The organism is Kribbella sp. NPDC020701, from assembly GCF_055562215.1.
Map to the genome: position 1 here is coordinate 115,236 of NZ_JBVHFT010000007.1, position 14,300 is coordinate 129,535.

General features: G+C 66.7%; 15 protein-coding genes. 12 read left to right on the plus strand and 3 right to left on the minus strand.

Translation table 11 applies throughout. From position 1 onward, the window contains the following. Positions 1-87: 87 nt before the first annotated feature. From eboE to ACZ3HV_RS18345, 3 genes are read left to right on the plus strand one after another with little or no spacing between them, the layout of a single operon-like run. Positions 88-1,311, plus strand: coding sequence for a metabolite traffic protein EboE (gene eboE / locus ACZ3HV_RS18335; RefSeq protein WP_465685756.1), 1,224 nt, complete (start codon positions 88-90; stop codon positions 1,309-1,311). Positions 1,312-1,328: 17 nt separating this feature from the next. Further along, a complete protein-coding gene (locus ACZ3HV_RS18340; RefSeq protein WP_465685758.1) occupies positions 1,329-2,114 on the plus strand; it encodes an SDR family NAD(P)-dependent oxidoreductase in 786 nt (261 codons plus the stop codon). Positions 2,115-2,173: 59 nt separating this feature from the next. After that, positions 2,174-2,881, plus strand: a complete 708-nt coding sequence (locus ACZ3HV_RS18345) for a helix-turn-helix domain-containing protein (protein ID WP_465685760.1) — start codon at positions 2,174-2,176, stop codon at positions 2,879-2,881. A gap of 6 nt (positions 2,882-2,887) precedes the next feature. Here the strand turns inward: ACZ3HV_RS18345 and ACZ3HV_RS18350 are convergent, their stop codons facing one another. Both ACZ3HV_RS18350 and ACZ3HV_RS18355 read right to left on the minus strand, forming a co-directional pair. Further along, on the minus strand, positions 2,888-3,889 hold the full coding sequence (locus ACZ3HV_RS18350) for an NADP-dependent oxidoreductase (protein WP_465685762.1): 1,002 nt from the start codon (positions 3,887-3,889) through the stop codon (positions 2,888-2,890). A gap of 25 nt (positions 3,890-3,914) precedes the next feature. Continuing rightward, positions 3,915-4,775: an alpha/beta fold hydrolase gene (locus ACZ3HV_RS18355; protein WP_465685764.1), complete on the minus strand. Its 861-nt coding sequence runs from the start codon at positions 4,773-4,775 to the stop codon at positions 3,915-3,917. A gap of 148 nt (positions 4,776-4,923) precedes the next feature. On the opposite strand from ACZ3HV_RS18355, the gene ACZ3HV_RS18360 reads away from it, so the two are divergent. The 9 genes from ACZ3HV_RS18360 to ACZ3HV_RS18400 all read left to right on the plus strand — a co-directional run bounded on the left by ACZ3HV_RS18360 (position 4,924) and on the right by ACZ3HV_RS18400 (position 12,990). Continuing rightward, on the plus strand, positions 4,924-5,499 hold the full coding sequence (locus ACZ3HV_RS18360) for a TetR/AcrR family transcriptional regulator (RefSeq protein ID WP_465685766.1): 576 nt from the start codon (positions 4,924-4,926) through the stop codon (positions 5,497-5,499). A 148-nt stretch (positions 5,500-5,647) separates the two neighbouring features. After that, positions 5,648-6,058 (plus strand): alpha/beta fold hydrolase, encoded by a 411-nt coding sequence (locus ACZ3HV_RS18365; protein ID WP_465685768.1) that lies wholly within the window; start codon positions 5,648-5,650, stop codon positions 6,056-6,058. Then, positions 5,997-6,452 (plus strand): alpha/beta fold hydrolase, encoded by a 456-nt coding sequence (locus ACZ3HV_RS18370; protein ID WP_465685770.1) that lies wholly within the window; start codon positions 5,997-5,999, stop codon positions 6,450-6,452. Before ACZ3HV_RS18365 ends, ACZ3HV_RS18370 begins: the two co-directional genes overlap by 62 nt. Before the next feature lie 231 nt (positions 6,453-6,683). Continuing rightward, the gene (locus ACZ3HV_RS18375) at positions 6,684-7,340 is read left to right on the plus strand and encodes a PP2C family protein-serine/threonine phosphatase (RefSeq protein ID WP_465685772.1); all 657 of its coding nucleotides are present in this window, start codon (positions 6,684-6,686) and stop codon (positions 7,338-7,340) included. Beyond that, entirely contained in the window at positions 7,333-7,680 is a 348-nt protein-coding gene (locus ACZ3HV_RS18380) for an STAS domain-containing protein (protein WP_465685774.1), read from the plus strand. Before ACZ3HV_RS18375 ends, ACZ3HV_RS18380 begins: the two co-directional genes overlap by 8 nt. Before the next feature lie 160 nt (positions 7,681-7,840). Continuing rightward, positions 7,841-10,345 (plus strand): X2-like carbohydrate binding domain-containing protein, encoded by a 2,505-nt coding sequence (locus tag ACZ3HV_RS18385; protein ID WP_465685776.1) that lies wholly within the window; start codon positions 7,841-7,843, stop codon positions 10,343-10,345. A 324-nt stretch (positions 10,346-10,669) separates the two neighbouring features. After that, a complete protein-coding gene (locus tag ACZ3HV_RS18390; protein ID WP_465685778.1) occupies positions 10,670-11,404 on the plus strand; it encodes a GAF and ANTAR domain-containing protein in 735 nt (244 codons plus the stop codon). Positions 11,405-11,521: 117 nt separating this feature from the next. Continuing rightward, entirely contained in the window at positions 11,522-12,289 is a 768-nt protein-coding gene (locus tag ACZ3HV_RS18395; RefSeq protein ID WP_465685780.1) for a GAF and ANTAR domain-containing protein, read from the plus strand. After that, complete coding sequence (locus tag ACZ3HV_RS18400) at positions 12,286-12,990, plus strand: GAF and ANTAR domain-containing protein (protein ID WP_465685781.1); 705 nt, start codon at positions 12,286-12,288, stop codon at positions 12,988-12,990. Before ACZ3HV_RS18395 ends, ACZ3HV_RS18400 begins: the two co-directional genes overlap by 4 nt. Positions 12,991-13,092: 102 nt before the next feature. On the opposite strand, the gene ACZ3HV_RS18405 is transcribed toward ACZ3HV_RS18400, so the two are convergent. Further along, positions 13,093-14,286, minus strand: a complete 1,194-nt coding sequence (locus ACZ3HV_RS18405) for a serine/threonine-protein kinase (RefSeq protein ID WP_465685783.1) — start codon at positions 14,284-14,286, stop codon at positions 13,093-13,095. Positions 14,287-14,300 lie beyond the last annotated feature (14 nt).

Genomic DNA, 14,300 nt, shown 5'->3' on the forward strand with positions numbered 1-14,300 from the left:
GACCCCAGCTTCTGTGACCTTGAGTGAACATTTACTCAGGATTCTGAGGTATTGCTAGGCGCAAGTGTTCAGTGCTACTAATCATTCATGAAGCTCAGTGACCGGCTCGGCCACCTCACCTACTCGACCCTCGTCCATCCCGGTGACACCTGGGCCGAGATGCGCGACAGCGTCGTACGCCATGTGCCGGAGGTGAAGCGGCGGGTGTCTCCGGACGCACCGATGGGCCTGTCGCTGCGGCTGTCCGGCGCGTCCGTGGCGACGTTGCTGGACGATCCGGCCGAGCGCGCGGACTTCCTCGGCTACCTTCGCGACCAGGATCTCTACGTCTACACCGTCAACGCGTTCCCGCACGGCCCCTTCAAGGGCCGGTCGGTGATGGAGCAGGTGTACGAGCCGGACTGGGCCACCGAGGACCGCACTCTCTACACGATCGGTGTCGCCGAGGTCCTGGCCGACATCACCGAGGCCGACGTCGAACCGTCCATCCAGACCGCCCCGCTGGCGTTCCGCCCGAACGTCGACGGACCGGCGTTCGTCGACCGCTTCACCACGAACCTGCTCCGCGTCGTCGCCCATCTGGTCGACGTGGAACGCCGTACCGGGCGCAAGGTGAAGCTGGCCCTCGAGCCCGAGCCGTTCTGCTTCCTGGAGACGACCGAGGAGACCGTGCGGTACTTCGAGGAGCGGATCTACTCCCGGGCCGGCATCGCCGAGTTCGCGAAGCTGGCCTCGGTACCGGTGTCGGCCGCGGTGGGGCTGGTCCGGCGGCATCTCGGCGTCGTCTTCGACATCGGGCACCAGTCGGTGGAGTTCGAGGACATCCCGGCCGCGCTGGAGTCGCTGGTCGCGGCCGGCATCCCGATCTTCAAACTGCAGGAGGCCGCGGCGCTGTGGGTGCCCGAGGTCAGCGCGGACACAGTACGGGCGCTCGAGCAGTTCACCGACACGATCTACCTGAGTCAGACCACCGAGCGCCGCGACGGGCAGCTCACCCGGTTCCTCACCCTCGGGGACGCGATCGAGGCCTGGAACGAGTCGCCGGGTGGTCGGCGTGAGTGGCGGACGCACTTCCACGTACCGGTGTTCCTGGACGAGATCGGTGGATTCCGGACCACCCGGTCGAGCATCGAGGCCGCGCTCGACCTGCATCGGCGTACGCCGCTCTCGGACCACCTGGAGATCGAGACCTACACCTGGGACGTGCTCCCGGAACACCTGAAGACCGGCGACATCGACGAGTACGTCAGCCGCGAGATCGACTGGGTCCGCAACACCCTCGGGGTGCGCGACCCGGTCTTCACACACTGAGAACGAGGGGTCAGCGGATGTCTGGACGAGTGGCCGGCAAGAGCATCATCATCACCGGCGCGGGCAGCGGCATGGGCCGGGTCTTCGCCCTGGGCCTGGCCGGCGAGGGTGCGACCGTGGGAGTCCTCGACCGCAGCAAGGAGGCCGCGGAAGCGGTCGCCGCCGAACTGTCCGCGGCCGGGCTGCCGGGTATTCCGCTCACGGCCGACGTGAGCCAGCGCGACCAGGTGAGCGCGGCCTTCGACGCCTTCGTCGAACAGACCGGACGGCTGGACGTCCTGTTCAACAACGCCGGTTTCAACGAGCCGATGCACCTGCTCGATGTGACCGAGAGCAACTGGCACGCCATCATGGACGTCAACGCGCTCGGCACGCTGATCGGCATCCAGGAGGGGGCCCGCAGGATGATGCCCCTCGGGGAGGGCAAGATCGTCAACACGTCCTCCATCGCGGGCCGGCAGGGATTTCCCTCCTTCGCGCCGTACTGCGCGAGCAAGTTCGCGGTGAACGCGTTGACCCAGGCGGCCGCGCGGGCACTGGCCGAGCACAACATCACCTGCAACGCGTTCGCCCCGGGCGTGGTGGACACCCCGCTATGGACGAGGCTGGACGAGGATCTGATGAACATCGGCGACGCGGACCGTCCCGGTCAGGCGATGGCCGATTTCGCCGCGGACATCCTGCGCGGGCGGGTCGCCACCGGCGAGGACATCCTCGGCACCGCGCTGTACCTGGCCTCGGCCGACTCGGACTACCTGACCGGCCAGGTGATCATGATCGACGGAGGCATGGTGTTGGTGTGAGCCCTTCCGATCAAGGCCCCGTTGCCCGTTCCCACCCCGCCATGACCCCAGGAGTCGCCGTGACATCACCTATCGCACCGCAAAGCCCGGAGGATGCGACGGCGGTCAACCTCGGGCTCCAACTGCGGACGGCCCGGCAGAAGTCCGGGATGACACTGCGCGAACTGGCCCGGAAGCTCGGCGTCTCGCCCTCCTTCCTGTCCCAGATCGAGAACGGCAAGTCGCAGCCGTCGGTGGCGACGCTGTACTCGATGGCGCAAACCCTCGGAGTGTCGATCGACCACCTCTTCGAGAGCGAGGACGCTCCGGACGAACCGGCTGAGGCTCCAGCGGACAAGCCGGTAGCCGACGAGGAACCCGGGACCGTCCGGCGCTCGGATCTCGGGTCCCTGGAACGAGTCTGGGAGGACACCGGAAGCACCGGCCGGCTGTCGGTCACGTCGCCAGGCAACCGCACCCGCCTGGTGATGGACACCGGAGTCGTGTGGGAGCAGCTGGCCACGAACACGGCCCATCAGCTGGACTTCATCGAGATCGTCTATCCCCCCGGCTCCAGCTCGACCAACGACGAACGCATGCTCCGCCACGACGGCTTCGAGTACGGCTACCTCCTCGAGGGCGAACTGGAGGTCACCTTCGGCTTCGAAACCTTCATGCTCCACGCCGGCGAGGCCCTAGGCCTGAACTCCTCCGTCCCCCACCTCTTCCGCAACCTGACCACCGCCCCAGCCCGAGGCATCTGGTTCGTCCACCACGACCACAACTAGCCAACGTCATCTCATCGTGACGACGACTTTTCCTTGGGTGCGGCCGGTTTCGACGTAGGCCAGCGCGTCTTTGGTCGACTCGTAGGGGAAGACCTTGTCGATGACTGGGCGGATGGTGCCGGCGTCGACGAGTGTGGTGATTTTGCGCAGTTCGTTGCCGCTTGCCTTCATGAAGAGGAACGAATAGGTCGCCTGCCGGCGGCGTGCCTGCTTCTTGATGCGGTAGCTCAGCAGGGTCATGGCGAGCCTCACGAACCACGACGCTCCGATCTCTTGCGCGAAATCAGGATCGGGTGGACCTGCGATGCCGATGACGGTTCCGCCGGGTCGCAGTACTCGCAGAGACTTCTCGAGGGTCTCTCCGCCCAGCGGGTCGAGTACGACGTCGTAGTCGTGCAGGATCGTGGCGAAGTCTTCCTTCTTGTAGTCGACGACCACATCGGCTCCGAGGCCCTTCACCAACTCGACGTTGGCGGTGCTCGTCGTCGTGGCCACGATTGCGCCGAGATGTTTGGCCAGCTGGATTGCTACCGTCCCCACACCGCCCGAGCCTGCGTGGATGAGTACCTTCTGGCCCGGGCGCACGTTCGCCCGTTCGACGAGCGCCTGCCAGGCGGTCAGGGCGACCATCGGAAGGGAAGCGGCTTGTTCCATGGTGAGTGATACCGGCTTCGCCGCCAGATCGTCTTCGCTGATTGCGATGAACTCCGCGAAGGTACCGATCCGATCCTTGTCGGGTCTCGCGTAGACCTCGTCGCCCGGCGTGAACCGCTGCACCCGAGGGCCGACCCGGACGACGACTCCGGCCAGGTCGTTGCCGAGGATCAACGGAAGGCGGTACGGCAGGATGCGCTTGAACTCGCCGTCTTTGATCTTGGCGTCGATCGGATTCACGCCGGCCGCATGGATCTGAACCAGTACGTCGTTGTCTCGCAGCTCCGGAACCGGCACTTCGGCGGCCCGGAGGCCGTCCGTGCTCTGATACCGGTCGATGATGAAGGCCTTCACGATGTCTCCGGTTGCGGTCGCGGGCTCACAGGAACCGCAGGGCGCGCTGGACGAAGTCGTCGTGGAACTGGAACACCCCGCCGTGACCGGCGTCGGGGTAGATGACGAGCTGGCTGTTCGGCAGTCGCCGGTCGAGGTCGACGGTGTTCGAGGTGGGGACCATCTTGTCGTTGTCGCCGTTCGCGACGAGGACGGGCTGGTGGATAGTCGCCAGGTTCGCGGGCTTGTCCAGGCCCCAGCGGTGGATGGCCTTGAGCTGAGCGCGGAACGCGCGCACGGTGATGGCCTTGTCGCGGTCGTTGGTGCGCTCTTCCAGTCGGGCGAGGAACTCCTTGCCGGCGCGGATCCCGTTCGGGGTCCTGGTGAAGAACAGGAACTGTTTGGGGTCCTGGCGGGTGAGCAGTCCGCGCGCGGTGTCGAGGTAGGAGATGCGGGTCACCTTGTCGATGCCCACGCCGCCGGCCGGACCGGTTCCCGCGATGATCATCCTGCGCACGAGCCGCGGCTCTTCCCGGGCGATCACCTGCGCGATCATGCCGCCCATCGAGAACCCGAACAGGTCGACCTGATCGAAGCCGAGGGCGCGGATGAAGGTCACCGCATCCCTCGCCATCTCCTCGATGGTCGTCGGCGTTGACCCGCTGGAGGCGCCGACACCGCGGTTGTCGAACGTGACGACCCGATGCTCGGCAGCGATGCCGTCCACGACGCGGGGGTCCCAGTTGTCGAGTACGGCGGCCAGGTGGGTGAGGAAGACCACCGGTAGGCCGGTCGTCGGGCCGAGCTCCCGGTAGGCGAACCGGACTCCGTCCGCGGAGAGGGTCCGCGTGGGGGCGTCCCGCCAGGACGTCGTCAGGCTCCCGTGCACGGCTGGTGACTCGTTCATTGCTGCTCCTTCTGTGGTTGCTCAGCTGTCGATGTGTCGATGTTTTAGATTATGATCATAATTCTATGGACCCGGCAAGCCTCTGCGGCAAAATTGGCGTATGGATGTAATCTAATTACTGGGAGTGGCGAGGCGACTGGAGGAGTAGATGGCGCGGTACGGCAAGGAGCACAAGGAGGCCACCCGGCAGCGGATCACCGAGACGGCCGGCCGCCGGCTCAAGCGGGACGGGATCGACGGCTCGGGCGTCGCGACACTCATGGCGGACGCAGGCCTGACCAACGGCGCCTTCTACGCCCACTTCGACTCCAAGGACGATCTGGTCGCCACCGTTGTCGCCGACCAGCTCCGCGGACAGCGCGAGTGGCTCAGTTCCCTCGCGACGGATCGCGCCGGGATCGAACGGATCGTCCGCGAGTACCTGTCCCCCGCACACCGCGACAACCCCGGGGAAGGGTGCCCCTCGGCCGCTCTCCTCGACGAGATCGGACGCTGCCCGGACGCGACGAAGCAGGCCTACACCGACGGCGTGCTGGCGTTCATCGACGACATCGCCGCCCAACTCGCGCCCCACGATCCGGAATCGGCGCGTATGACGGTGCTGAGCGCCTACGCCCTGATGGTCGGAACGATGCAACTCGCCCGCGCCCTGGCCGATCCCGAGCTCTCCGATCAGCTTCTCGAGCAGGGCATCCAGAACGCCCTCACCGTGCTCAACACATAGAAGCGGTCCGGGGCCGCTGCTGGTTTGAACGGGCCCGGACCTAAAGCCACTGAGCCCCCGAGAGCCCCGCCGCTTCTGCGCCTCCAGTGCCCCGATTTCGGTTGGTCGATTCGTCGTCGGCGGGGAGAGGTGCTGCGAGGATGGCTGGGTGGACGTCTTGCGCAGGAACAGGGTCAGCGTCGTCGGGAATCCGGATGGCCGGACCGTCGTGCTCGCGCATGGGTTCGGGTGTGACCAGAACATGTGGCGGTTGACTGTTCCTGCGTTGGTTCGGGATCACCGGGTGGTGCTGTTCGACTATGTCGGATCCGGTCGGTCCGATCTGTCGGCGTTCGACGAGGTGCGCTACTCCTCGCTCGGTGGGTACGCGGACGATGTGGTCGAGGTTTGTGCCGCGCTGGACCTGAGTGAGGCAGTGTTCGTCGGACACTCGGTCAGCGCGATGATCGGCGTACTGGCCGCGCGGAAGGGCGCTGGAGCGCATCAGTGCGCTGGTGATGGTCGCGCCCTCCCCCTGCTACCTCGACGACGCCGGCTACCACGGCGGGTTCAGCGCTGAGGACATCGAGGAACTGCTGAGCTCACTGGAGTCGAACTACCTCGGGTGGTCGGCAGCGATGGCGCCGGCGATCATGGGTACTCCTGATCGACCCGAGCTCGGCGACGAGCTCACCACCAGCTTCTGCGCCACTGATCCCGCGATGGCTCGGGTCTTCGCGCGTACGACGTTCTTGACCGACTCCCGCCCGGATCTGGCCTCGGTCCGGGTGCCGACCTTGGTGCTGGAGTCGACCGAGGACGTGATCGCACCGCGTGAGGTCGGCGCCTATGTGCACGCCGCCGTCGAGGGATCGACCCTGGTCACCTTGGACGCGACCGGTCACTGCCCGCACCTCTCGGCGCCTGACGCCACCAACAAGGCGATCGTGGAATTCCTCGCGGGCCTGAAATGACCGACAGCACCGAGGAGGCGTACGAGACCGCCCCCTGCGGACTGCTGTCGACGTCGATGGACGGCACGATCGTCAAGGTCAACAGCACGTTGCTCGACTGGCTCGGTATGACCCGTGATGCGGTGGTGGGACGACTTCGGTTCGTCGACCTGTTGACCGTCGGCGGGAAGCTCTACCACGAGACCCACTTCGCTCCTGCAACAGTCCTTGCTTCCAGCAACCATACCGGCGGTGCCGGGGGTGGAGACCGCGGCGTACTACCACACGGCCTCGCCCGACGAGCTCGGCGGCGACTTCTACGACGTGTTCGCCATCGACAGCGAGCGCTGGGGCTTCTTCCTCGGCGACGTCTGCGGCAAGGGTCCCGAGGCTGCCGCGGTGACCTCGGTGGCTCGCTACACCCTGCGGGCAGCCGCGATACATGACCCGACTGCTGCGCTCGACACGCTGAACGGCGTACTGCACGAGCGGTACGCGGGCGGCGACGATCGCTACTGCACGGCCGTGTTCGGGACTCTGCGGAGTGACCTCGAGACCGGCCAGGTCGCGGTTGAGTTCGCGTCGGGCGGTCATCCGCCACCACTGCTGATTCGTGCCGACGGCAGCTGCGATTACATGGTCAGTCCGGACGGCACGCTGATCGGCATCCTGCCTTCGTCACGGTTCCCGCAGACTCGCATCACGCTCGATCCGGGCGACATGCTGCTGCTCTACACCGACGGACTGACCGAAGCCCGGGTCAACGGCAAGCGAGACCTGTTCGACCTCGACGACACCCGCGCCTTCGAGATCCTCAAGCGCTACTCGCAGGAGCACAACGTCAAGCTGCGCGACGTCGCCCAGGAGCTGATCGACACCCGGAAGCTGCGAGGCAGCGGCGATGGGTGACGATCAGCTGACGGTCGAGGTGGTGGACCGCGGCCCGGACATCCTGATCAGCGTCTCCGGAGAGATGGACTTCGGTACGAACGCCGACTTTCTGCGAGTCGTGCAGCCGTTGGCAGAGTCCGGACGCCCACTGGTCGTGGACCTGGCAGACCTGGCCTTCTGCGACTCGAGCGGCCTCGGCGCCCTCGTCCGCGTTCACAACATGACCGAGGCGGCCGGTGGCACCCTCTACCTGGCCCATCTGCGCCCACAGCTCAAGTCCACCATCACCGTCACCATGCTCCACCGCCTCTTCCACATCCGCGACGACCTCCCCGACCCAGGCGCGGCCCCGAACTGACCTAGCTCATCAACGCCCCCCGCGTGGCGGTGACGCGGTGTTGGCAGCTTTGGCCGTTTGAATCTTGACAGAGTTAAGTAAAGGGCCCAATATCCTATCGGATCCTGGTTTCGGAGACCGGGGCGCTCGGCTGTCGGCATCATCAGAGAGGTCACCGCTCATGATCAGATCCCTTCGAAAGAAGGCGATGCAAGGCGTCATCACCGCTGTCACAGTCGGTGCGCTGCTCCCAGCCGCGACGTCGTCGGCCGCTCCAGGCGCGAGTGGGCCGCCGCAGGGGCCGCACCGAGACACCACGAAGTCGAGCGTCACCAGCGCGGCGACCATCAGCACTCCGGCGACCGTGACCTCGAGTACGAGTCTCGGACCGGCGGGTGCGGCGGCGCAGAAGCCCTACATGGGCTGGAGCAGCTACAGCATGCAGGTGTACAAGACCGGCAGCTGGATCACGGCGGACCAGATCATCGCCCAGTCGGACGCGATGCACAAAAAGCTCCAGCCGTTCGGATACAAGTACATCAACATCGACGCCGGCTGGAACGGCGGCATCGACGGGTACGGCCGGCCCGTGCCGAGCAAGACGCTGTTCCCGAACGGCCTGCAGGCCGTGATCGACCACATCCACGCCAACGGCCAGAAGGTCGGGCTCTACAGCATCCCCGGGATCTCCCAGGCGTTGCTGGACGCGAACCTTCCCGTGTACGGCCACCCCGGCTGCACCACCGGCGATCTGGCGGTGCAACCCCACCAGCAGGGCGACTACTGGGGCTTCGGCTACCGCATCGACATGACGAAGCCCTGCGCCCAGGCGTACATCGACTCGATCGCCGACGTGTTCGCCTCGTGGGGTGTCGACTTCCTGAAGTTCGACAGCGTGACGCCGGGCTCGGGTCACAACGATCTGTCCCTCGACGCCCGCGACGAGGTCAAGGGCTGGTCGCAGGCGCTCGCCACCCACAAGATCTGGCTCGAGCTGTCCTGGGCGCTCGATATCAACTACGCCGATTACTGGAGGTCGGTCGCGAACGGCTGGCGTCTGGACTGGGACGTCGAGTGCTACTGCCAGGGTGAGGCGCTGACGGCCTGGCCGAACATCGCGCGGCTCTTTCCGAAGGTGGCCGACTGGTGGCGCCACGGCGGACCGGGCGGCTGGAACGACCTCGACTCGCTCGACGTCGGCAACGGCACCATGGACGGTCTGACCAAGGACGAGCGCCGTACGGCGGCAACCCTGTGGGCAGTGTCCGCGGCTCCGTTCTACATCGGCAACGACATGACCAACCTCGACTCGTACGGCCTCGAACTGCTGACGAACCCCGAGGTGATCGCGGTCAACCAGGCCGGCCGTCCCGCGCAACCGGTGTCGACCAAGACCAACCGCCAGGTCTGGTACTCCCTCAACGCGGACAGCTCCTACACCGTTGCCCTGTTCAACCTCGGGACCACCGAGGCCAACATGACCGCGAACTGGGCGGACCTCGGACTCACCGGCTCCGCGAAGGTGCGCGACCTGTGGGCGAAGAAGGACCTCGGCACGTTCGCCTCCAGCTACACGGCGGCGACCGTACCTCCGCATGGCGTTCGGCTGTTCAAGGTCACGCCGCAGAAGGGCTCGACGATCCGCGTCAACGACGACGATCTGCGGGTTTCGTACCAGGGCGACTGGCAGCGCAACGGCAACCGTGAGGTTCCCGCGGTCTCGGAGCCGCTGACCGTGACCGTGACGGACACCGGCACTCCCCCGGCATCCAACCCGGCGACTTCCGGCGTACGCACGGTTGAGCTGAACAACGATGACCCGGGAATCGTCTACACCGGTTCGTGGAGCCGCAGCACGGGCCGTGGACTCGGTGACTATCAAGACGACGTGCAGTACACCGAGACCAACGACGACGCCTTCAGCTACAGCTTCGTCGGCACCGGCGTCGACTACGTGACGGAGAAGGATCCGTCGCAGGGCCAGGTCGACATCTACATCGACGGCGCCCTCAAGCAGACCGTCGACACCCATGCCGACGGACGCTCCGCGCAGCAGACGGTGTTCAGCATCTCGGACCTGCCGAACGGCAGCCACACGATCCGCGGCGTCAAGAAGTCGGGTCAGTTCATGCTGGTCGACAAGCTGGTCGTCCGGCAGGAGAGCTTGCTGAACCCGGGTACGGCGTCCTTCGACAAGCAGCCGTCCGCCCAGGCCGATGTCACCACCCAGATCGGTCGCGACCCGGGCGAGCTGGCCGGGATCGCGAACGCCGGCACCGACCTGGTCAAGGGCACCGACTACACCGTCGACGGCCAGACCGTGACGATCAAGAAGGCGTACCTCGCGACCCAGCCGACCGGCACCACGAAGCTCGACTTCCGCTTCCGTGGTGACTATCGCGACGACGTCCACGCCACGACAGCCAACGGCGCGGCCTTCGAGTTCGCCTTCAAGGGCACCGGCGTCAGCTGGTCCACGGCACTGGCTCCGGACCAGGGCGAAGCCGACGTCTACCTCGACGGCAAGCTCGCGGGCCAGGTCAACCTGTCCAACCCCGCGCGTGTCACGACCCGCGAGGTCTTCACCCGCACCAGCCTGAACGATGCGGCCCACACGCTGCGCATCGTGAAGGTCTCCGGCGACGTACTGCGCACCGACGTGGTCCAGTACACAGCGACACCCTGACAGCCGCGGGCTGGGGGTCCGAGGGCTTTCGGATCCCCAGCCCAGCGGTGTTCTCAGTAGCGGGCGATCCCTTCCAGAGGTGCTGCTTGCCGAGGGCAACAGCCACCGGCAGCGTCACAGGACGTCGATCTGCACAGCCTGCCGGTACGAGCAGCAGACGGAACGCGGGCGTCACCCAGCGACGCACCTGACACCTCGATCCACGGTCCGATAACCGTACGCCGTCCCCGGTTCCCCGGCCCACTCCCGCGCCCCGGGCGGGAAGACATCAGGAAGTTACGGATTCGAACTCGTCCCGGCGGCTCTCGGGTGGATGATTGGTCTATGGGTGGGCCGCGAGAATCGGACACGCTCGCCGCCGCGGATCGCCGGACCTCGGCCGATCGCGCGGGCGCCGACGTGTTCGGACGGCTGGCGACGGAGCTGCATGAGGCCGAGGGCGTGGAGAACACGGTCGAGGCCGTCGTGCAGTTCGCGCTGTCCGCGCTGCAGTGCAGCTATGCGGGGATCGCGCTGATCGGCAGCACCCGGCGGCTGGAAGTACTGGCGCTCACCGATCCCCACGTCGCGTCCTTCTACCAACTGCAGATCGACGCCGGCGAAGGCCCGGTGATCACCGCGATCCAAGAGGGCAGCATGGTCGTGGTCACCGATGTAGCCAGTGACACGCAGTGGTCGCCGGCGTGGCGCACCCGGCTCCGGGATGCGGGCATCCGCAGCGTGGTCCACGTGCCGCTGCTGGCCGCCGGGCGTGTCGCCGCAGTTCTCAGTCTGTTCAGCCAGCTCCCGGACGCATTCGACGCCGATGATCTGGCGGTGGCGCACATCTTGGGCGAGCACGCCTCGGTCGCGATCGCGACCGCGCGCCAGGAAGCCGCGCTGCTCCAGGCGATCGATGCGCGCAAGCTGATCGGACAGGCGATGGGCATCGTGATGGAGCGCTACGACCTGGACGCCGACCGGGCGTTCGAGGTCCTGAAGCGCTACTCCCAACAGTCCAATCGCAAGCTGCGCGACGTCGCCCAGGAACTGATCGATACCCGCCGCCTGCCCGGGTGATACCAGCCCGAAGAGGCCCGGATAGGAGTAGTGTTTGGATCTTACTGCGGTTACGGCCAGGGGGGCCGCGCCGAGACGGGTCGCCGCATCCGGATCGGCAGGAAGAAGGTCCTCTACATGGCAGCACCCGACAAGGGTGAGCTCCTGGCCCAGTTGGCACGGGCGATTGCCAATCCCACCGGTGATCCGCTGGAGTCGCGCCTGTGCCAGGCGTACCTCGAGATCCTCGGAGGTGACGGGGTGTCCCTGACCCTGGCCAACGGACTCCCGGAGCGGATGATGCTGCACAGCACGAGCGCCGCGGCCACTCGCCTGGACGAGCTGCACGAGGTTCTCGGTGAGGGACCCAGCATGCAGGCCTACCGATCGAACACCATCACCACTCTCGATCTGCATGCCGCGGCCAGTGACTGGTCGACCTTTGCAGCCACTGCCCGGGCGGCGGTCGGAGAACTCATCATCCACGCCGTACCGATCAGCCCGGCCGGCCACGTCCTCGGCGTCATGACCATTCACCGTACGTCGTCGGCCGGCCTTCCGGACGCGGAGATCGCGCAGTTCCTGGCCGACGCGATCGGTACGGCGCTGCTGCACAACCCGGACAGCTACCTCGAGGACCTCGGCCGCCGCGGCTGGTCCGAACGGGCCACCATCCACCAAGCCACCGGGATGGTGGTCGTGCAACTGAAGCTCAACACCACCGACGCTGTCGCACTGCTGCGGGCCCACGCGTTCACGCACGGCTTCAGCCTCGGTGCCGTCGCCCGACTCGTGGTGAACCGCGAGTTGCGCTTCTCCGACCCTGACAACACGACCCGGCCGTCGCCTCCGCGGCCTCCTCGTGACAGCAACACTGATTCTGATGGGGGGACTTCTCCAGCATGATCGCTGCGAACGCATCCCAGGCCTTCGCCAACGCCGCTGCGGCGATGGTCGGACCTCATGACGTGGCCGGAACCCTGAACGGCCTGCTCAACGACTGCAGATCACTCACTGGAGCGGCAGCCCTCGGCATTCTCGTCCGCACGGACGGCGGGCAGTTCGAACTCCTGGCCGCGACCTCGCACGCCGTCGTGGAACTCGAGCTGTACCAGATCCAGCGCGACGCCGGACCCTGCCTCGAAACCCTGAACACCGGCCAGGCACTCTACGTGTCGAGGACCGAGGAGATGATCCGGCGCTGGGGCGAGGTCGGGCAGGCGATCACCGCGGCCGGCTACACCCAGGTCCAGACCAGTCCGATGCTCTGGCAGGGCGAAACGATCGGCGCCCTCAACACCTTCCACCGCAACGACAACCCGCTCGAGGACACCACCCTGGCCTTGTCCCAGGCCTTCGCCGATATGGCGACCGCGGTGATCGTCCAAGGCACCGACCTGTCCGGTCCGCAGGTCGTCACTCGGATCAGCGAGGCGCTCCATGGCCGCATCGTGATCGAACAGGCCAAGGGCGTCCTCGCCGAGAGGTACAACCTCGACATGGCCGAGGCCTACCAGATGCTGATCGAATGGCCGGCTCACGACGGCGAGACTCTGACCTCGATCGCGACCCAGATCCTCCAGCAGGCCGAGCAGGGCCGCCTGTAACCACTCTGCTGACATACTGCCTGGTTGGGGTTCATGGTGGACCGTCGATGCAGTCGTGCAGTTCGCGCCGCAGGCCGACACCCGCAAACTGCCCGGCTGACCTCAGGGCTTGGGCTTCTTCGGCCCCTTCGGCTTGTCCGGTTTGCCCTGCGAGGGGTGGTCGCCGGGGGCCGGCTTGGCTTTGGCCGGACTCGATCGAGGTGGCGGTTGCGAATGGTTGGTGATGGTCGTCTTGTGGGTGACCGTCGGGGCCGTCGCGGTCGGCGGCGGCGTGGTGCGTGGAGTGACTGAGGGAGTCTCGGTCGGAGACAAATCGCTGGTTGCCGGGAGGTCCACACCTCGGGTGTCCAGGACGAGGCCGCCGGCGGCCGACAGGGCGAGTGCGAGCGCCGCCCCCACTCCGGCGAAAACGGTTCTCGAGGGCGTCCGGGGTACGGGAAGGGCTGTGATCTCGGCCGTGTCGGCTTCCGGGTCGATGCCGTTCGGCGGCTTCGCGCCGGCGGCGAGCTGGGCCGCGGTCGGGCGGCGGACCGGGTCCTTGGCGAGCATCCAGAACACCAGTGCCTCGAGGTCGCCGGCCAGCTCCGGACGGAGCTCGCTCGGCGGGACCGGTGCACGCTCCACGTGCTGGAACAGGATCGCAGCGGGCTCATCGGCAACGAACGGGAGCTGTCCGGTCACCAACTGGTACAGCACACAACCCAGCGCGTAGATATCGGACGCCGGCCCGGCCGGCTGACCCAGCGCACGCTCCGGCGACAGAAAGTGACTCGTGCCGACAATGTGACCTGCCGAGGTCATCGTCGTCGTGGATTCGTCAAGGAAACGCACGATGCCGAAATCGGCGACCTTCACCGTCCCGTCCTCGGCCAGCAACAGGTTCCCCGGCTTGACGTCGCGATGCACGATCCCCTGCCGATGAGCCGCCGCCAGCCCGGCCGCTGCCTGCCGTACGACGTACTCGGCCCGCTCCGCCGGAAACGGCCCCGTCCGCTTCAGCTCGTCGCCCACCGTGCGACCGCTCACGAGCTCCATCGCAAGGTACGAGCAATCCCCGTGGGCACCGAAGTCGTACGCCACGACGACGTGTGGATCGCGGATCCGTGCCGCCGCCCGCGCCTCCCGCAGGAAACGCTCCGAGACCGCGAGCGTCTCGGGAACCGGCAGCATCAGCTTGACGGCCACCTCCCGCCCCAGAACCTCGTCCGTCGCGCGGTAGACCTCACCCATCCCACCGCGCCCGATCGCCTCGGCGACGCGGTACCGGCCCGCGATCAACTCCCCTGCTCGTGCCATTCGAAACCGGTACC